Source organism: Clostridium tyrobutyricum, assembly GCF_019144085.1.
Classification (GTDB): domain Bacteria; phylum Bacillota; class Clostridia; order Clostridiales; family Clostridiaceae; genus Clostridium_B; species Clostridium_B tyrobutyricum_A.
In genome coordinates, this window is record NZ_JAHHUY010000005.1 from 94,761 (window position 1) to 114,814 (window position 20,054).

The following is a 20,054-nucleotide window of genomic DNA, read 5'->3' on the forward strand; positions in this document are numbered from 1 at the left end:
CTGCTGGAGAGTTTATTTTTTACCTGATTTTTTCTTTAACTTTTTTAAAGCTCTTTCTACGGTTTGATTGTCAGGAGAAATCTCCATGACTTTTTCATAATGCTCTATGGCTTTTAAATAGTTATGGTTGTTTTGATACAGAATAGCTATATTTAGATTGTACAGTTCATTGTCAGGATCTATTTCCAGTGCTTTTGTTATATAGGATATTCCCTTGTCATATTCTTTCAATTTATTATATAAAAGTCCAATATTATTATAGGCTTCATGGTAATCGGGAGATATTTTTATACACATTTGAAAATATTCCAATGATTTATCATAGTCGTTTAGATTGTCAAAATACAAAATCCCCAAATTATTATAGGTAAGCAAATACTCTGGATCTAACTCAATAGCATGTTTGTAGTCTGAGAGTGTATTTTGATATTTTTTCATGCATTTATATGAAAATCCCCTTGAAGTGTATACTTCTGGGTTGTCCGGATCTAATTCCAGTGATTTATTATAGTAGTCTATTGATGTTCTAAAATCTTTTAACGTGCCATAGATAGCACCTAAATTATTATAGGCACTTATATATTTGGGGTCAACTTCCAGTATCTTTTCAAAATCCTGCTTTGCTCTCTCCAAATCCCCAAGCTTTTTATATAATACCCCTCTGTCATTATAACAGTCTATATACTCTGGTTCTATATCCAATGCTTTTCCATAGTACTCGAAAGCTAATTCATAGTTATTTTCATCGTAATACAAACATGCCAGATGATAGCAGTATTTTGCATTGCCAGGGTCCATTTCTATAGCTTTACAGTACATTTTGATTGCAGCATCTGTATTGTCAAGCATTAATGATGACATTCCCTTGTAATAGTATATTTTACTGTGTTCAATGTTTATTTTAAGAGCACTGTCGCATGTATTGATTGTATCTTCATATTTTTTTAAGTCGAAAAGTATTTTTGATTTTTTTATATATAAATCAGGATAGTAGGGAAATGCTTTTAGACCAATATCACAATTATCCAGTGCCTGATCATAGAGTCCAAGTTCAATAAGTGCAGAAATTCTATGAATATACACATGGAAAATATTGGAATTTAGTTCTATGGATTTTCCGTAGGACTCAACAGCATCTTCAAATTTTTCAAGTTTGCATAGAAGATTACCTTTATTGTCATATAATACAGGTAAGGTGCTGTTGATGCCCTCAGCTCTGTTATATAGATTTAAAGCTTCCTCATATTTGTTCATTTTTTCAAATAACAAAGCCTTGGAATAATAGGCTTCCCAGTTTTCAGGATTTAACTTTATGGATTCATTTATATACATTTCAGCTTTTTTGAATGAGTTTAAGACTTTTAATGTATTACCAAGCAGCAGATAGATTTTGGAGTCTGCTTTTGGATCTTTCATAATGTCTTTTAGGAGTTCATGGCATTTTTCAAATTCCTCAGCGTAAAAATAGCATTGAGCCAGTTTATAGTGACAATCTGGTTTATTTTTATATTCATCAATCAAATAATCATTGGAGGAAATGAACATTGCTTTTATATCCGAGTTATATGGATATTTTTCCAATAAATCATGGAATAGTTGTCTTGACTGCCCAAATTTTTCCATGCAAAAACAGCAATATGCCAGTCCATATGCAGCACTAGTACTGATCGGGAGAATTTTAACAGCTTTGCTGTAGTCTTCATAGGATTCATGAAGCTTTCCAAGTCTTAAAAGTGCAATGCCGCGATTTAAATGGGCATCAAAATCATCTTCCTGTGATTCTATAACTTTAGAGAATATTTTGATAGCTTTAGACAGATTGTTTGTTGTCAAATAGTATCTTCCATCCAAAATTTTTAAATCTGGATGACAGGGATACATTTTAGCAGCACTGTCTATTGATTTTCTGGCATCATATATATTATTTGCATTAAGGTGACGAACAGCATTATAGTAGTTTGCTATATATTTATCATAATTTATATTCAATCCATTTTTAAATAGATTATATCTAAAGGTTGTTGGCCTCTTTATACTATCCAATACAAAATTTATAAAATCAGGATGGAAAATATTATACAGTTGTTCAGCTTTATCACTCCATAAAAAATGCTCATCAAGTATTTGCCATATTTTATGGGGAAGATAATAGTTGCCCATTAAAAAATTGAGAAGTTCATAACTTATTTCTTCGGATGTATCGATTTGAAAGCATATATCTTCATTCAATAAGTCATACCATTTATTTTCATCTATCCTTTGAAAAAAGTCATTATATACAATGTTTACTTTTGATATCCATTGTTTCACTGGAGAATTTTGAATTATGTCAATCTTGTCATTTGAAGGAATGTCCTGATTGTCTGGATCGTATTTCAGTGCAGTTTCATAGGCTTCTCTTAAAGCTTGAAATCCTTCAGGATCATCTTCAGGATGATGTAAATTCAATTGTGATGCATAAGCTTCTTTTATAGCGGATTTATCTTCTGTAGGCTCTATCCCTAATATATCCCAAAAACTCATAATTACCTCCGTATATCATAATAAAATTATTAAAATTCCTTCATCTGTTCAATTTGCGCAAATATCATTTTTAATTTCTTTGCAGCTTCTTCTATTTCATGCTCATCCTGTCTATTTAAAATATCTTCAAAAACTTGTAAATTATAATCCAACAATTCTCTGATTTTACCTGTAGATTCCTCGTATAATCTTTCCCCTTTGGCCATAATGAGTTTATTTTCTTCCTTTTCTCTAGGATGAATTTTAATACTGCTAAGTTCTTGAAATCTTTTTTCAATTTCATCTTTGGACATATAACCTGGATTTTTTTCTATTATGGCTCTTTTTTTAAATCCATTTGAAAGTACAGTTACTTCAACTTCCAAAATACCATTTATGTCATAAGTATATCTTACGTCAATGGCTTGTTCTCCTGCAGGTGAAGGGGGCACATCAATATTTATCTCACCAAGTAGTATATTGTTTTTAGAAAGTCTGCTTTCACCTTGAAGTATTTCAATATTTATTTTTTCCTGGTTGTCCTGTATGGTGTAAAGTCGTTCACTTTTACTTACTGGAATTACTGTATTTCTCTCGATTATAGGACAAAAATGTCCCGATTCGTAGTATCCATCAGGCTTTCTTAATGAGATATTGGTACCTAAAGTATAAGGACACACATCTGTAAGCACTATTTCCTTCAAATGACTGTTCCTCTCTTTCATTGCAGCCTGTATTCCTGCTCCAAGAGCTACAGCTTCATCTGGATTTATATTTACACTTGGTATACGTCCAAATAATTTACTTACGAAAGTTCGTATAATGGGAAGCTTTGTAGCACCTCCAACTAAAACTATAGAGTCAATTTCACTTGCTTTTATTTTAGCATCGCTGAGTGCTCTTTCTATAGGCCTTCTTAGCTTTGCAATTAAACTCTGGCAGTCTCTTTCGTAGTCATCTATTTTTAAAGTATAGTCAAGTAATTTGTCTTTTATCTTACATTTTATAGAGACTTCTTTGTCTGTGGAAAATTTGATCTTGGCCATTTCCGACTGTTCCTTTATATATGCTGCAGTTTTGTATTCAATATCCTCTAGTTTTAAATTATTGTGTTCCAGGAAGAGTGACATAATAATATTGGTAAAATCTTCTCCACCAAGATAGTTGTCACCAGCTACAGCTCGCACTTCCATTATATTTTTATAAAGTTCCAGTATTGATACATCAAAAGTACCTCCACCTAGATCAAAAACCAAGAATTTGCTATTGGATTCTTTCTCATGTAATCCATAAGCTATGGCTGCTGCAGTAGGTTCGTTTATAAGTCTTTCTATCTTTAATCCTGCAAGCTCTCCAGCTCTTTTTGTAGCTTTTCTCTGGGTATCGTTAAAATATGCAGGAACACTTATAATAGCTTCCTCTACAGGTTGTCCAAGATATATTTCTGCATCTTGTTTTAGTGATCTGATTATAAGTGAAGAGAGTTCTTCGGGAAGGAACTCTTTATCTCCCAATTTAAATAATTTTTTTGAACCCATATTCCTTTTGAATACACTTGCCGTCATGTCTGGATGTGTTATAAGACGTTCTTTTGCAATCTTTCCTATGAATATTTGTCCTGAATCATCTACACTTACTACAGAGGGAGTCAGATTTTCACCGAAGACATTTGGTATTATTACGGATTTCTCATTATTCCAGTATGAAACAAGGCTGTTTGTAGTTCCTAAATCTATTCCTAAGATTGGCATTTTAATTCCTCCTCTAAAAAGTCACAAGCTGAATCTAAATTTTGTGAAATCAATTTGTCGTTTGGGTATTTTGAAAGTATTTTAATATATATATCTTTTGCCTCTTTATAATTTCCCATGTACAGACAGCAATTCCCAAGTTGGCATTGAACTCTTATGTTTTCAGGATCTATACTCAGGCATTTGCTGTAGTCTTCATATGCCATGCTGAGTTTTCCTGATTTTACATAAGTATCAGCTCTATTTAAATGGGCATAAAAATCATTATCGTCATTATTTATAACATGTGAGAAATTTTCTATAGCTTTGTCAATCCTGTTGATTTCAACATGGTAACTGCCTTCAAGGATAATTAAATCAGGATGTTCATCAAATATCTGCTTTGCCTGGAGGATTGACTTTTGGGCAGTATAGAGATTTTTGTTTTGCAGTGAAAAATAAGCTTTGTAATATAAATTTATGAAATCATCATAAGAACCATTTATTTCTGATTTGAACAGATCATATCTTAATCTATACTGGTTATTTATATTTGATATTACAAATTGTATGAAATCCTTTGAATATAATTTTGAAAGTTCCATACTTCCACTTTTCCACTGAAAATGTTGATCCAGTAAAGTCCATATCTGATAGGGAAGATTGTAATTGGACATGAGAAAATGCAGTAGTTTATCACCTATAATGTCCATATACCAATTGTATTTATTTGAAGCATTGTGTATAAGAGCATCCCAGTTTTTAGGATCAATTCTTAAAGAGAAATTATCATACAGTCCGCTAAGATCATCGCGGAATTTTGCATCATTATCTTTGGAATCATAGGAATTATTTTTTAACTTTTTGAAAAAATTAATCATGATGATATTACATCTCCTGTATATATTTTGTATAAATTAAATTTTACAGTAAAATTTCTAAATTTTCTATATGTAATTGAAGAAGTTAAATGAAGAATATTTTATACTTTATACAATTTATTATTAAATAATTGACAAAAATACACGATATAAAGTAAAATAATATCTATAATTAAAGATTCACCAAAGGTGATGCTATGAGAATAAAAAAAATTCTTAACAATAATGTAATTACAGTTATTCAGAACAAGATAGAGATAATTGTAATGGGGAGAGGTATAGCTTTCAATAAGCGGCCTGGAGACATAGTAGTTGAAGACAAAATTGAAAAGACTTTTGAACTTAAAGATGACAACGGTATCCTGTCAAAATTTAAAAAATTGATATCAGGCATTCCTATAGAACATATGAAAACTGCCGATGAGATAATAAATTATGTAAAGGAACACACGGATGGAAGGGTCAATGATCAGATTTATCTTTCTCTTACAGACCACATAAGTTTTGCAGTTGAAAGGTATAAAAAGGGTATAGCCATTAAAAATTCAATGTTGTGGGAGATGAAAAAACTTTACAGCAAAGAGTTTAATATGGGTATGGAGGCACTTCATATAATAAAAAAAAGGCTTGATATGGAATTGCCTGAAGATGAAGCGGCTTTTATAGCTTTTCACATTGTAAATGCCGAAATAAATAGTGATATGCCCGAGTTAATGAATATAACAAAAATAGTTCAGGATATACTGAGTATTGTAAAGTATTATTTCAAAATTGATTTTGATGAGGAATCAATAAACTATTATAGATTTTTAACTCATCTGAAATTTTTTGCACATAGAATACTAAAAAATACTCCATATAAAACTGGAGATGAATTCCTGTATGATGTAGTAAAAAAACAATACGGTGAATCCTATCTTTGTACCTGCAGGATACGGAAATATCTTGAAAAAACATACAGTTATAAACTTGAACATGAAGAAATGGTTTATTTGATTATACACATTGAAAGAGTAGTAAGAAGAAATTGAATACAGTAGGATTGTTACTGGTAAGCAGGCAAAACCTAAATTATATTCTTGTATGAAGTAGTGTAAGTCTATTTCGTATAAGGAATAATTTAGGTTTTTTATTTTGCCTTTAAATAAAATTACAAATAAATAATTTACCAGATTTATTATATGAGGAGGAGTAAAATGAATTATGCTGAATTGGCAAAGGATGTCTTGAAATTTGTAGGAGGAGAAGATAATATTCAAAGTGTTACTCACTGTGCAACCAGACTTCGCTTTGTACTTAGGGACGACAAAAAAGCCGATACAAAGAAAATAGAAAATATAGATGGAGTAAAAGGTGCATTTAGCAGTGCAGGTCAATACCAGATTATAATAGGACAGGGTGCAGTTAACAAGGCATATGCTGAACTTATAAAAATAGCCAATATAAGAGAGAGTACTGTAAGTGAACAGAAGGATATTGCTGCACAGAAGATGAATGTGGCCCAGAGATTTGCAAGAATGCTTTCAAATATTTTTGTACCTATTATACCGGCTATAGTAGCCTGTGGACTTCTTATGGGTCTTTTAAACTGTCTTACCAGTTTTAATGTTATAAATTCACAAAGTGGAATATATCAGATGCTGAATATGTTCTCAAATGCAGCTTTCGTATTCCTACCTATGATAATAGCCTTCAGTGCTGCAAAGGTATTTGGTACAAATCAGTATCTTGCATGTGTACTTGGAGCTATAATGATACATCCAAATCTTCAAAATGCATGGACACTTGGTGAAGGAATACACAAGACCATTACTGTATTTGGATTGCATATTGGAATGGTGGGATATCAGGGAACAGTGCTTCCTATACTTATAGCAGTTTGGCTTATGTCAAAGATCGAAAAGGGATGCAGAAAAATAGTTCCAAATGTATTGGATATACTTCTTACACCTTTTCTTACTCTAATGATAACTGCCTTTATTACTTTGACAGTCATAGGACCTTTGGGAAGAATAGCTGGTGATGGAATATCACTTGGACTCAAGGGAATGTATGTTACACTTGGTCCGGTAGCAGGTATAATCTTTGGAGGATTGTACTCGTTAATAGTAATAACAGGAATACAACATAGTTTTCACGCTGTAGAGGCAGGTTTGCTTGCAAATAAAGCCATAGGAATAAACTTTCTTCTTCCAATATGGTCCATGGCAAATGTAGCACAAGGTGGAGCAGCTTTTGCAGTTTACTTGAAGTCAAGAGACAATAAGATAAAATCAGTAGCAGCACCTGCAGCTGTAAGCTGTCTTCTTGGAATAACGGAACCGGCTATATTTGGAGTTAATTTAAGATTTATGAAGCCATTTATAGGAGCTTGTATAGGAGGAGCTGTTGCAGGAGCATATGTAGTTTTAATGAAGGTTGGAATGAATGGAATTGGAGTTACAGGAATTCCGGGAATTGCCATAACAACAGGCATGTCAATGATTAATTACATTATAGGAATGGCCATTTCACTTGCAGTATCCTTCTTTGTTACTATTGCAATTTTCAAGGATAAAAACAAGAGTGAAGATGAGAAAGAGGATATTGAAGAAAAATGTGAGGAAGTTACAGAAACTGAACTTTTACAGTCAGCGACTTTATCAAGTCCACTAACTGGAAAGGCAATACTGTTGTCTGAAGTACAGGATGATGCTTTTGCATCTGGAATAATGGGAAAAGGGGCAGCTATAATGCCTGATATAGGACGGGTATGTTCTCCTGTAGATGGGACAGTAAGTGCACTTTTCAATACAAAGCATGCTATAGGACTTACAGCGGATAATGGAGTTGAAGTACTTATTCATGTTGGCATAGATACAGTCAAACTTGGAGGTAAATATTTTAAAGCCTATGTTGATAATGGGGTGAAAGTTAAAAAGGGAGATGTTCTGGTAGAATTTGATATTGAAAAGATAAAAGAAGCGGGATATGATATAACTACATGCGTACTTGTTACCAATGCAGATCAGTACTCGGATGTTTTATCCAAGGATGATGCTGAAATAAGCACAGGTGATGATTTTATAAGCGTGGTAAAATAAATAAAAAAAGGAGAAATGATTTATGAAAAAAGTACTATGCATAGGAGAACTTCTTATCGATTTTATATGTACGGATATAGGAGTGTCTCTTTCTTCAGGAAATAATTTCTTGAAAAAAGCAGGTGGGGCTCCTGCAAATGTTACATCAGCTATATCAAGATTAGGTGGAAAAGCTAGTTTTGGAGGAAGCGTTGGGCGGGATCCATTTGGAGATTTCCTTGAAAACAGTCTTGTAAAAGAAGGAGTGGATACTACTTTCTTGAAAAGAGAAGGAAAGCCAACTACCATGTCATTTGTTTCAGTTCAAGAAGATGGAGAAAGAGATTTTGTATTTGCAAGAGGTGCAGACGAAATTTATGAACCAGATGAAAAAGAAGCTAAAAAAATGGAACATTTTGATATATTCCATTTTGGATCAGCCACAGCTCTTTTAGGTGGTTCACTTAGAGATACATATGACAAATTTTTTGCCTATGCAGAAAAAAGTCAAAAATTAATATGCTTTGACCCGAATTATAGAGATAATCTATGGGCTGGGAGAGATCAGGAATTTATAGAACTGTCTAAAAAGTACATAGCAAAATCTGACATAGTAAAGGTAAGTGATGCAGAAGTATGTCTTATAACAGGCATATCCGATGTAAAAGAGGCAGCACTTGCACTTTCCAAACTTGGAGAAACTGTACTTCTTGTAACTCTCGGCAAAGAGGGAACTTTGATCATTGCAGGGGATCATGTGGAAACTGTAGGTTCAATGAAGATAAAATCAGTTGATTCTACAGGTGCAGGAGATGCTTTTGTAGGTGCTCTTCTCTATAAAATGGCATGTTCTGATTCCAAGGATATTTTAAAGGACAATAGTGAATTTTCAAATATTGTAAAATTTGCAAATTTAGTAGGTGCATTAACTTGTACAGAAATGGGCGCAACAGAAGCATTACCTACATTGGACAAGGTTAATAAATTTTTACAGTAGTTTGTAATATTATAAATTTTGAAACTAGTATTTTAAAGGAAAAGAGGTGTATTTGATTTATGAATGAAATACAGAAAAATATAGAACGTAAAATACACATTGTAGAATCGGATTACAATAGACCCAGGTTCCACATAGTACCTAAAATAGGTTTTATAAATGATCCAAATGGACTTATATATTATAGAGGGGAATATCATGTATTCTATCAGTGGAATCCATTTTTCCCTGAAAACAGGAAGGTATATTGGGGACATATGAAGTCCCGGGATTTAATACACTGGGAGGAACTTGAAACGGCTCTTTCGCCGGACATGTGGTATGACCGGAACGGTTGTTATTCTGGCAGTGCTATTGAGGTCAATAAAAAGTTCTATCTCATATATACTGGAAATGTGAAGGATGAAGATGGAAACAGAGAGACTTATCAATGTGGTGCAGTATCTAAAGATGGCAGAAAGTTTTCCAAATTAGAAAAAAATCCCCTTGTAAAAAATCAACCTGAAGGGTATATGGCACATTTTAGAGATCCTAAAGTATTCAGGAAAAATGGAGATTTCTATTTTGTATTAGGAGCACAGAATACCCAACTTAAGGGAAGAGTTGTTCTCTATAAATCAGATGATCTCTTTCACTGGAAAATACAGGGAGAAATGAAATTCAAGGGTATTGATGCTGAAAACTTTGGATATATGTGGGAATGCCCCAATCTTTTCCAACTCGAAGATGAAAAAGATGGTATGGTAAAAGATATTTTGATGTTCTGCCCTCAGGGCCTGGAACCTTCAGGAATGTTGTACAACAATATATACCAGTGTGGCTATATAACAGGAAAAATAGAGGAAGATAATTTGACATTTGCAAACTGCAGAAGTTTTGAAGAAATAGATAGAGGATTTGAATTCTATGCACCACAGATATTTAATGATGGCAAGAAAACTATAATGATTGGATGGATGGGAAATCCTGAAGAAGAAGAACAGCCTTCCAGACAATATTCATGGATGCACTGTCTTGCAATTCCAAGAGAGCTGAATTTGAAAAATGGAAGGATTTATCAGAAACCTGTAGCTGAACTTAAAAGTTTGAGAAAAGATAGTGTGGAGATACGCAATTTAATAGTAGAAAATTCTATTATTAAATTACATAGTTTTGATTCTGATGTGTATGAGATGAAAATAAATTTTGATGTGAAACATACTGAGAAATTAACATTATATTTAAGATGCAGTGAAAACAAGTTTGTAAGTGTTGAATTCCAAAAGGACATATTGACTGTAGATAGAAGTCATACAGATTATATATTAGGGGGTACAAGAAGTGTAAGACTGCCTCACAATGATACTTTAAAGCTGCAGATTTTTTCTGACAGGTCATCTCTTGAGATATTTGTAAATGATGGACAGGAAGTTTTTTCATTAAGAGCATATATGGGTGATAGATGCCTGGACACCAAAGTTGAGGCACATGGAAAAGTCTCAATAGTCAATGCCGTATATTATAGAATATAGTAAATTTCATATAATAAAAACTCTATGTAGACTTTCATCTAATAGAGTTTTTATTGTTTATTTGAATTTCTTTTTCACAATATCTATTACCTGTGAAAGATCTTTTGCCTGTGCAAAGAGTTTATCTTTAACATCATCTGGAATCTTTATTAAATCAGGAATCCATATAGGTTTTATATGTGCTCGAATTGCAGCTATTAAACCATTTGTAGAGTCTTCCATTACAATGGCATTGTCAGTATTTATATTGAAAAATTCACAGGGCTTTAAAAAGATTTCAGGATTTGGCTTGCTTTCTTTAAGTTCCTCTCCACTTATTATATAGTCAATATTATCATATACACCTGCGTGGTGTACATTGTATTCAACAACATTTCTTTTACTGGAAGATGCAACTGCTATTTTAATTTTGTTTTCTTTAAAGAAATCCATAAGTTCAATAAGTCCTGGTTTTATAGGTACTCCGTACTTATGTATTGTATCTTTGAATTTCTTTTCTTTATATGATAATACCTTTTCAAGAGGAAAATCTTTCCCAAAAGTGTCAATAAGTATTTTATTTCTTCTTTTGCTGCTTGCACCTGTAGTCTTTGCAAATACAGAATCATCAAATTTATAATTGTACAAGTTTCCTGCTTCTATATAGGCGCTATGCATAATTCTTTCAGTATCAAACATTAATCCATCCATATCAAATATGGCAAGTTTTAAATCTGTCATAATATTATTCAGTCCCTTCTTGAAGTATAGTTATTATTAAGAGTTTGCACATGTTTTATCTATATAATACCATATGTTGTCATTACAAGTGTAGTGATAATTTAGATGTATTTCAACCATACTAAAACAAGTATGTATTTTAAAGAAGGGAGGAATTAAATGGAGATTGGCAATAATATTAAAAAGATTAATTTTGTGTTTTTAACATTGAGTATAATTATAATACTCTGTGTATGTATAAACAATCCTGTAAGTGCATCCAGCAAGGTAAGACCTTTGGACTTTAATTTAGTTGATCAATATGGGAAAATTCATAATCTTAGCAGTTATAAGGGAAAGACTGTATTTTTGAATTTTTGGGCAACATGGTGTCCTCCTTGTAGAGCAGAAATATGTGATATAAATAAAATATACAGACAATATGGAAATAACAAGAATAATGTAATAATTTTAGGAGTAGCTGCACCGGACATTGAAAATGAAATTTCAAAACAGGGTATTACAGATTTTCTAAATAAAAATGGATATGCTTTTCCCGTTCTATTTGATACTGGAGGAAATGTTATGGATGAATACAATGTAGGGGTATTTCCAACTACTTTTTTAATCAACAAGGCAGGTAATTTAAGTAGAATTATTGAAGGCTCCATAAATAAAGATGAGATGAATTATCTAATAAACAATGTAAAATAAAAAATCACGGGGATATTCTTGTTTGTAATTTTATCCCTGTGATTTTCTATTTGAATGAGGTTTAATTATTTTTTCTCAAGTACTACATCTCCGCCTGTTTTATTAAAGGTGTCAATAAATTCATCAACTATCTTGTTCATAGTTTTCTCCATGTTTATCGATCTTATAAAATCCCAGCCCAGCCATTTGAATTTAAAGCCCTCAGGTATATTGTTATCTACATTGGGATTCAATGAAGGATATAGATTGTCAGCACACTTGGTTCCAAATTCTGTACCAAGAAGACAATCTGTTAAAACACTTACTTCATCAAGTTTGGCTTCCTTTGTGAGAATAAAGGATGGACTGATCATTGCACCATCTTCTGGACATACTATCTCTAAATTTGGCTTATCAGGACAAGCATTTGCAAAAAACCATGGTATTATATAGACAGCTGCACCATCTCTACTGGAAACAGAAGCGGACTTTGCCATTTGAGCTGGGTGCCAGGTGTTTTTAGAGTTTTCTGCAAGGGCTTTCACTCCTTCATCTCCAAAGTATTTATAATAGTAAAGAAGCTGATCTTCATGTATATCACCATCACAGCCGCCTATTATTATTTTACCTTTATATATGGGATCCAGTAAATCAGCCCAGGTCTTTGGTACAGGAAGTTTTCCCAATTTATTCTTGTCTATGAGCATTACCTCTGAAGATACAGAATATATTGAGTATATGCCTTCGGGATCAATCAGACCAAGTCCCTCAAAATCTTTATTTATATTTTTATCTTGAGGTGATTTAAAATATCCTTTAGATGCGAAGTTGTCTAATATGTTGTTTTTGAAAGTATTTCTGTATCCTAATGCTGTAAATACATCTGGCAAATCATCAAAATTTGAGGATTTCAATAATTCCTCAATGTGTTCTTTGCTGTGACAACCCATAGGAGTATAACACTTTAAAATTTTATCTGTAGCCTGTTTATATTTTTGAAGAGTGTTTTCTAGATTCTCTCTAAAAATTTTTTTCATGGGGCAGCTGGTTAAACCTATAAGGTTAAGACCCTTGAGATTGCTATCGTCAGTCATAAGCATACTGTCTAGAGCTTCATTCATAAATTGACCTCCTTGAAAATTATTCTGAATTTTCTTATATAAACTAGTAATTCTATTATAAAAATTAATAGTATAAAATTCAATACTTTTAGCATTAATATTTTATTAAATTATTAATTATTGATACAATTAATTAAAAAATAATAATAAATCATTTTTATTAGAAAAAACCAACAATAATCCACATAAGTATGAAACTAATAATTATAGTCACATCACAAATAGTACCTATAAATTTTTTATCATAATTAAATTCAACTGCATAGGGAATATCTGCCATTCCAATTGGCATTATAAGTCCTATGAGAAGAGTATAGCGATAAAGCTCGTTGAAAGGAAGAATATTAAATAGTATAATTCCAACAGCTAGTCCAATAGAATATCTTATAAGCAGAATTTTAAATATATTTTTTCTATATACTTTATCTATAGTGAAATTCAGGCATATTCCAAGTAGAAGAAGGGATAAAGGTGCATTTGCCTTGGAAAGTATTCCTGTAATATTTATTAGCACTCCAGGATAATGATGACCTGACAAATTTAATATGAGTGTTATTATGTAAGTCATAAGAGGAATAGATGTAAGTAGTTTTCTTATGGTTATTTTTATATCCAAATTCTTTTCTTCTGATGAAAAATAGCTTGCAATCAAGTAGCAGACTACAAATATAGGAATAGTGTTTCCCATGTCAAACATACCAAAGTATTTTACGCCATTTTTTCCCCATATTCCTTCTACAAGTGGATAAGCGAAAAGACCTATATTAAAGCCTGGAATAAGCATGGATAGAGTTCCTCGAATTTTTCTGTTTTCCTTCCTAAAAATAAAGATTCCCAGAAAGCCCATGAATATTCCAAAAACACAGCTTGTCAATGTTATAAATATAAGAGATGTATCCAGCTTCATAGTATTAAAATTGTATATTATAAGTGAAGGAAGAGTTATATTGAATATAATTCGAGATACTCCATCTCCATCATCTTGTTTTATTATATTTAATCGTTTAAATATATATCCAAGCCCTATAATAAGCAGTGATAAAAAGAATTGACTGTTTACGTTTTCCATGTGGTGCACATCCAATCTGTTTGATTTATATATTATTATAAATGGATGAATTATATATATCAATAGAAATGGCAGAAAATTTATTTAAATAAATTTTCTGCCATTTCCTCACTTAAATCAACTATTTAAGATTCAAAGCAGTATCTGCTGCCTGTATATCTTTCTGGAATTGTTGTTGTGGATTCTGAGCATTGTAGAATCCCTTTTTTATCATGTATTCTGTAAGCTTTTCGTGAAGACATATAGCATCATTCAAGTGTGTTTTCAAGATATTTCTAACTTCTGGTGAAGCTGTTTCTGAAATAGCTGAAGCATAGTTTTTCATACTTGCTTTGGCAGATGCTAAAAATTCAGCTGCTATCATTTGTTCGTTCATTATTACACCCCTTTTCTCTATTGGTAAGCTATTACATTGTACTTCCGGACATAGCCATTTTAGACATATCTGCTTTGCAAAGCAATGTCTTTAATTCTGTAATCTGAGTTCTAGTTTTAGTTATATCATCTTGTATAATCTGTTTTAACTCAGGATCGGTAACTTGAGATATTGAATTTACTGCTTTAGTCATGCAAAGATTTTTAGCAGAAAGTAGTTCATGGATCTCCAATGCTTCACGTGGAGTAATTGTCTGTTGTGTCATAAAATATCGCCTCCTTATTTGTACAATTATATTGTTACCAAAATAACGATAAATATTATATTGAATTCAAGTAATAAATTCATTTTTATGAATATTTTTCTTGAATATAAATTAGTTATATGTAAAAGATATTTTTATGAAGATAAGATTTGTAATTTATGGTTTATTAGGATGGTGTACTGAAATAGTATGGACTGGAATTGGAGCATTATTAAGTGGAAATTTAAAACTTACTGCATTTACTTATATATGGATGTTTCCCATATATGGCATGGCTGTACTGCTAGAGCCTGTACATAATAAAATAAGACATTGGCCGGTTGTTTTTAGAGGAGGTGTCTACACAGTTATTTTCTTTTTAATGGAATATGTTGCCGGAGATACAATAAAGAAGTTTATTGGAATTTGTCCATGGAATTATGGAAACTGCCGTTATTCTGTAAATGGTATTGTAAGACTGGACTATTTTCCTGTATGGTTTGCAGCAGGATTTTTGTTTGAAATAGTTCATGATGGTATTATGAGATTGAGGATAATAGAAAAGTAAAGTTTTAGAAGGCTTTCAAAAATAAATTGTTTTTGAAAGCCTTTTGTGTTAAAAATTTTGTTACAAAAATATGTTATAATTATTCACAAGAAAAAATTAGGAGGGTTCTTATGAAGATTGTTGTGTTGGACGGATATGCATTGAACCCAGGAGACTTGACATGGGATGAATTCAAGTCATTTGGAGATATAAAAGTTTATGACAGGACTCCTGAAGATTGTCCGGACATTATTAAAGAAAGAGCGGGGAATGCTGAAATAATTTTAATAAATAAATTTCCAATATCAAAACATACACTTGCCAGCATGCCAAATCTAAAGTATATTGGAGTGCTTGCTACAGGGTATAATGTAGTGGATATTGAAGAAACCAGAAAGAGGAATATAGTAGTAACAAATGTTCCCACATATGGTACTGCTGCAGTAGCTCAAATGACAATTGCTCTATTGCTTGAGATATGTAATCACGTATGGATTCATAGTGAAGATGTAAGACATGGTGGTTGGACGAATAATAAGGACTTCTGTTACTGGAAATATCCACTTACAGAACTTCAGGGAAAAACTTTTGGAATTATAGGATATGGAAGAATAGGTCAGGCAACCTCAAAAATAGCTCAGTCACTGGGTATGAATGTACTTGCATACAGCAGGCATAGAGACAGGACTCTTGAAAATGATACCGTGAAATATGCAGAATTAGATGAATTATTTAAAAAATCCGATATTGTAAGTCTTCATTGCCCATTATTTGACAGTACAAGGGGAATGATAAATAAATCCACAATATCTAAGATGAAGGATGGTGTCATAATAATAAATACTTCCAGGGGTCCTTTAATAGTAGAGGAGGATTTAGCTGAGGCACTTAATAGTGGAAAAGTACATGCAGCAGCAGTTGATGTAGTTTCAAAAGAGCCTATAGAAGCTGACAATCCACTTCTCAAAGCGAAAAATTGTATAATTACGCCCCACATTGCATGGGCTGCAAAGGAATCCAGACAGAGACTGATGGATATAGCAGTGGATAATTTAAAGAAATTTTTAAATGGAACTCCAGTAAATGCAGTTTAAGAGAGGAGAAGATTAGGTTTATATGGTAAAAAATCACCATATGAACTTTTAATTTAAATCAAAAGTGAAAATGATTAAAAATTTTTATAACTTTTTTAAAGCACATATAATTGAAATATTGATTTTAGTACCAATAATAATTATACTCATAAATTCATTGTTTATTAATCCAGCCATAGGAAAGTATGACAATGGAGATTTTGGAAGACTATCATTGTATTATGGTGGCCTTTCAAATCTATCCAATAGTTATCATAAAATGTATGACAGGTTTGTACATATGCACTATCTTATATCTACACCCACTATATTTTTGGTATTTTACAAGGATTGGGTTTCTGAAAGTATACTTTTGAAAATAGCTGTAGTTATTTCAATGATTACACACGGTTTTATGAGTAGAATATTTGATATAAGATATTTGGCATTCGTTTATTCTATAGTATTTTTGCTGGGGGTTTTTTTGATTTTGAAATTTAAAAAATTTTCTACTCCAGTGAAAATAGCTGCAGGAGTATTCATAGTTTTATTTTTTACGGATACATCATATATATCCTATTTTAATTCTTTCTTTGGAGAGGCAGGTACTATAGTATTTTTCTTTTTAACTATAGGTACTTATTTGAACCTTGTAGGCAGGGAACAACCTTATCCAAGATATTTTGTATATTTCTTTATTGCTTCAGGTGGATTTTTAACTTCAAAGGCACAAGAAATTCCACTTCTGTTTTTTATGAGTTTTGTATACATAGCTTTATTTATTTATCATAGAGAAAAAAGGCAGAGAAAATATATTTTAACCGGATCTTTGATGGTAGTTGTATTATGTGGAATTGCATATGGCTCCATAACAAATACAATGAATCAAAACAATATGTATCAGGCAGTGTTTTCAGGTGTTTTAAGAGGCTCGAAACATCCTGAAAAAGACCTTGAGGAACTTGGATTAAATAAAAAATTTATAGTCTTTTATGGACAATCTTTTTATAATAAACATACAAAGCACAATCCTACAGGAGAAGTCATGGAAAAAGAATTTTATCCAAATATTTCACCGGTGAAAATATTATCTTTTTATGTTAAACATCCAGACAGACTTTGGCAAAAAATAGTTGACTCTGCGGATAATGCCTATGCTTTTGAAAAACCTACCATACATAATTTTGCAAAGTACAACTATAATAAAGATAAATTTCTAAATAGTTTCAGAACATCACTTGTAATAAGATATCCTGAAATTCACAGAAATATTTATATTTTCATAGCCTTTTCTGCTGTGTATATGGGAATTGTAATATTTTATTTTGTGAGGAACAAAAACAGAACTGTGAGATTGGTTTCACTCATGTCGTTTTTTATTCTAATGTCGGGAATGTCACAGCTTATTCTTCCAGTAATAGGATCAGGGCATGGTGATTTTAAAAAGCACTTGTTTTTGTTGAATCTTTCATATGACATTATGATTGGAATTTCATTTTTGTGGATTGTTCACATCATATCAAAACTTGTATATTATATAATTAAAATGAGAGATTCTAGAGATTTAAACTAGAATCTCATTTTTATTAAAAGTGATTATTTTTTATAGAATGTTTCTTTGCGTTACGATTAAAGTTTTGTCCTTCCCGGGTTAGTGGTGTCTGACCTTTTGCCTTTTGCTCCCTAACTTCTTTCTTGTCTATTTGGCTGTCTTTTGCCATATGAATCACTCCTTTATTGGATCAGCTTTTTTATTGCCTGTTTTTGCCTTGCCCTGAATTTCTCCAACAGGTGAACCATTATTTTTTGGAAATTTTGTCTTTTTATTACTCTCAGTACCGTGTGGATCACTTGGATCCGGTCTTCTCATACCAGCTTTAGCCATAATATAACCTCCATTTTTAATTTTTTACTACAAAATTATATTAACCATGTAGATATTCTTTTATGCTTGAATAAAATGTATAATATATATAGAAATAATTTACATTTGTTTAAATATATTTATTATATTAAATAAAAAAGGGGACATGTTAATGATGGAAAGAAAGAGTGGTATATTAATGCATATTACGTCTTTGCCGTCGCCTTATGGGATTGGAACTTTTGGAAAAGAAGCCTATGACTTCGTAGATTTTTTGGTGTCGTCTTCACAGAAATACTGGCAGGTGCTTCCAATGGGACCTACAGGAATAGGAGATTCACCTTATCAGTCCTTTTCATCTTTTGCAGGAAATCCATATTTTATAGATTTGGATTTCTTAAATAAAGAAGGTATTCTGAAAAAATCTTCATATGAGAATATGGACTTTGGAAGTTATTCTGAAAAGATAGATTATGGAAAAATTTTTATAAACAAGATGAAAGTTTTAAGAATGGCTTATGAAAATACAAGGGATAAATATAATGAAGATATAAAGGTATTCAAAGAAAAGAATAAAATATGGCTGGAAGATTATGCAATGTACATGGCATTGAAATCAGAATTTAATCTAAGGCCCTGGAAAGAATGGGATAGAAGTATTAAATTCAGGGAAAAATCCGCTGTTGAATATTATAGAGTTAAATTAAATAATGAAATAAATTACTGGATATTTATTCAATATGTATTTTTAAAACAATGGACAAACCTAAAGAATTATGCAAATGAAAGGGGAATAAAAATTATTGGGGATATACCAATATATGCTGCAGAGGACAGTGCAGACACCTGGGCAAATAGTAAGGTTTTTATGCTTGACGATAACAAAAATCCACTTTTGGTTTCAGGGTGCCCTCCAGATGCATTTTCAAGTACCGGACAGTTGTGGGGAAATCCCGTATATAATTGGAATTATATAGAAAGTACAGGATATAAGTGGTGGATAGACAGGATGAGAAAAAATGTAGAACTTTATGATGTAGTTAGGATAGACCACTTCAGGGGTTTTGAATCATATTGGGAGATACCATATGGGAATGATACTGCTGTACATGGAAAATGGGTTCAGGGTCCGGGAATGAAATTTTTCCATAAATTAAAAAATGAGCTTGGAAATGTAGATATAATAGCTGAAGATCTAGGATATTTAACAGAAGAGGTAAAAAAATTTAGAGCTGAATCCGGATATCCTGGTATGAAGGTTTTGGAGTTTGCTTTTAATTTTGATGGGGACAGTGATTACCTGCCTCATAATCACATAAAAAATTGTGTAGTCTATATAGGCACTCACGACAATGAACCTATTATGGGATGGCTTCAAAATGTAAAAAAAGATGATGCTGATTTTGCAAAAAAATATTTGAGATTAAGTGATGAAGAAGGGTATAACTGGGGATTTATAAGAGGGGTTATGGCATCCGTTGCAAAAATTGCCATTGTCCAAATGCAGGACTATATTGGACTTGGAAATGAGGGCAGGATGAATACTCCGGCTACTATAGGCGAAAATTGGTGTTGGAGAATTAAAAAGAATTGCCTTACAGGAGAACTTGAACATAAAATCAGTGATATTGTAAAATTGTACAGAAGGTAAATCAAGGGGACAGTTAACAACTTTTTCATGAAAA

General features: G+C 32.0%; 19 protein-coding genes. 9 read left to right on the forward strand and 10 right to left on the reverse strand.

What is annotated here, in order from left to right:
- Window positions 1–12: 12 nt before the first annotated feature.
- The 3 genes from KM800_RS03590 to KM800_RS03600 are packed head-to-tail and all read right to left on the reverse strand — an operon-like array spanning window position 13 to window position 5,113.
- Complete coding sequence (locus KM800_RS03590) at window positions 13–2,523, reverse strand: J domain-containing protein (protein ID WP_217811842.1); 2,511 nt, start codon at window positions 2,521–2,523, stop codon at window positions 13–15.
- Between the two features lie 29 nt (window positions 2,524–2,552).
- Window positions 2,553–4,253: a molecular chaperone HscC gene (locus KM800_RS03595; protein WP_217811843.1), complete on the reverse strand. Its 1,701-nt coding sequence runs from the start codon at window positions 4,251–4,253 to the stop codon at window positions 2,553–2,555.
- Window positions 4,241–5,113, reverse strand: coding sequence for a tetratricopeptide repeat protein (locus KM800_RS03600; RefSeq protein WP_217811844.1), 873 nt, complete (start codon window positions 5,111–5,113; stop codon window positions 4,241–4,243). The genes KM800_RS03595 and KM800_RS03600 overlap by 13 nt, the downstream gene beginning before the upstream one ends.
- A 197-nt stretch (window positions 5,114–5,310) precedes the next feature.
- Between KM800_RS03600 and licT the strand changes: the two genes are divergently transcribed.
- The 4 genes from licT to KM800_RS03620 all read left to right on the forward strand — a co-directional run bounded on the left by licT (window position 5,311) and on the right by KM800_RS03620 (window position 10,683).
- Window positions 5,311–6,144, forward strand: coding sequence for a BglG family transcription antiterminator LicT (gene licT, locus KM800_RS03605; RefSeq protein WP_217811845.1), 834 nt, complete (start codon window positions 5,311–5,313; stop codon window positions 6,142–6,144).
- A gap of 165 nt (window positions 6,145–6,309) precedes the next feature.
- A complete protein-coding gene (locus KM800_RS03610; RefSeq protein ID WP_217811846.1) occupies window positions 6,310–8,196 on the forward strand; it encodes a sucrose-specific PTS transporter subunit IIBC in 1,887 nt (628 codons plus the stop codon).
- Window positions 8,197–8,218: 22 nt separating this feature from the next.
- Window positions 8,219–9,172, forward strand: a complete 954-nt coding sequence (locus tag KM800_RS03615; protein WP_217811847.1) for a carbohydrate kinase family protein — start codon at window positions 8,219–8,221, stop codon at window positions 9,170–9,172.
- Between the two features lie 59 nt (window positions 9,173–9,231).
- Window positions 9,232–10,683, forward strand: coding sequence for a glycoside hydrolase family 32 protein (locus KM800_RS03620; RefSeq protein WP_217811848.1), 1,452 nt, complete (start codon window positions 9,232–9,234; stop codon window positions 10,681–10,683).
- Between the two features lie 57 nt (window positions 10,684–10,740).
- Here the strand turns inward: KM800_RS03620 and KM800_RS03625 are convergent, their stop codons facing one another.
- Complete coding sequence (locus KM800_RS03625) at window positions 10,741–11,403, reverse strand: HAD family hydrolase (RefSeq protein WP_217811849.1); 663 nt, start codon at window positions 11,401–11,403, stop codon at window positions 10,741–10,743.
- A gap of 159 nt (window positions 11,404–11,562) precedes the next feature.
- Here KM800_RS03625 and KM800_RS03630 point away from each other — a divergent pair, with 159 nt between their 5' ends.
- Window positions 11,563–12,096, forward strand: a complete 534-nt coding sequence (locus tag KM800_RS03630; RefSeq protein ID WP_217811850.1) for a peroxiredoxin family protein — start codon at window positions 11,563–11,565, stop codon at window positions 12,094–12,096.
- Window positions 12,097–12,161: 65 nt separating this feature from the next.
- Here KM800_RS03630 and KM800_RS03635 read toward each other — a convergent pair whose 3' ends face one another.
- The 4 genes from KM800_RS03635 to KM800_RS03650 all read right to left on the reverse strand — a co-directional run bounded on the left by KM800_RS03635 (window position 12,162) and on the right by KM800_RS03650 (window position 14,906).
- Complete coding sequence (locus tag KM800_RS03635; RefSeq protein WP_217811851.1) at window positions 12,162–13,196, reverse strand: ABC transporter substrate-binding protein; 1,035 nt, start codon at window positions 13,194–13,196, stop codon at window positions 12,162–12,164.
- Window positions 13,197–13,356: 160 nt separating this feature from the next.
- Window positions 13,357–14,265 (reverse strand): AEC family transporter, encoded by a 909-nt coding sequence (locus KM800_RS03640; protein WP_217811852.1) that lies wholly within the window; start codon window positions 14,263–14,265, stop codon window positions 13,357–13,359.
- Between the two features lie 121 nt (window positions 14,266–14,386).
- Window positions 14,387–14,641: a spore coat protein gene (locus KM800_RS03645; RefSeq protein WP_217811853.1), complete on the reverse strand. Its 255-nt coding sequence runs from the start codon at window positions 14,639–14,641 to the stop codon at window positions 14,387–14,389.
- Window positions 14,642–14,672: 31 nt separating this feature from the next.
- Complete coding sequence (locus KM800_RS03650; RefSeq protein ID WP_017751650.1) at window positions 14,673–14,906, reverse strand: hypothetical protein; 234 nt, start codon at window positions 14,904–14,906, stop codon at window positions 14,673–14,675.
- Between the two features lie 136 nt (window positions 14,907–15,042).
- On the opposite strand from KM800_RS03650, the gene KM800_RS03655 reads away from it, so the two are divergent.
- The 3 genes from KM800_RS03655 to KM800_RS15420 all read left to right on the forward strand — a co-directional run bounded on the left by KM800_RS03655 (window position 15,043) and on the right by KM800_RS15420 (window position 18,078).
- Window positions 15,043–15,453, forward strand: a complete 411-nt coding sequence (locus KM800_RS03655) for a putative ABC transporter permease (protein WP_217811854.1) — start codon at window positions 15,043–15,045, stop codon at window positions 15,451–15,453.
- Between the two features lie 110 nt (window positions 15,454–15,563).
- Window positions 15,564–16,526 carry a D-2-hydroxyacid dehydrogenase gene (locus KM800_RS03660; protein ID WP_217811855.1) on the forward strand — a complete coding sequence of 321 codons (963 nt, stop codon included), beginning with the start codon at window positions 15,564–15,566 and terminating at the stop codon, window positions 16,524–16,526.
- A 70-nt stretch (window positions 16,527–16,596) separates the two neighbouring features.
- Window positions 16,597–18,078, forward strand: coding sequence for a hypothetical protein (locus KM800_RS15420; protein WP_254906452.1), 1,482 nt, complete (start codon window positions 16,597–16,599; stop codon window positions 18,076–18,078).
- 13 nt (window positions 18,079–18,091) lie between these two features.
- Here the strand turns inward: KM800_RS15420 and KM800_RS15425 are convergent, their stop codons facing one another.
- Together KM800_RS15425 and KM800_RS03670 are read right to left on the reverse strand one after the other, a co-directional pair.
- Entirely contained in the window at window positions 18,092–18,226 is a 135-nt protein-coding gene (locus KM800_RS15425) for a hypothetical protein (protein WP_017751654.1), read from the reverse strand.
- Between the two features lie 5 nt (window positions 18,227–18,231).
- Complete coding sequence (locus KM800_RS03670; protein WP_217811856.1) at window positions 18,232–18,390, reverse strand: hypothetical protein; 159 nt, start codon at window positions 18,388–18,390, stop codon at window positions 18,232–18,234.
- A gap of 154 nt (window positions 18,391–18,544) precedes the next feature.
- Between KM800_RS03670 and malQ the strand changes: the two genes are divergently transcribed.
- Window positions 18,545–20,020: a 4-alpha-glucanotransferase gene (malQ, locus tag KM800_RS03675; RefSeq protein WP_217811896.1), complete on the forward strand. Its 1,476-nt coding sequence runs from the start codon at window positions 18,545–18,547 to the stop codon at window positions 20,018–20,020.
- The last annotated feature ends 34 nt before the right edge of the window (window positions 20,021–20,054 follow it).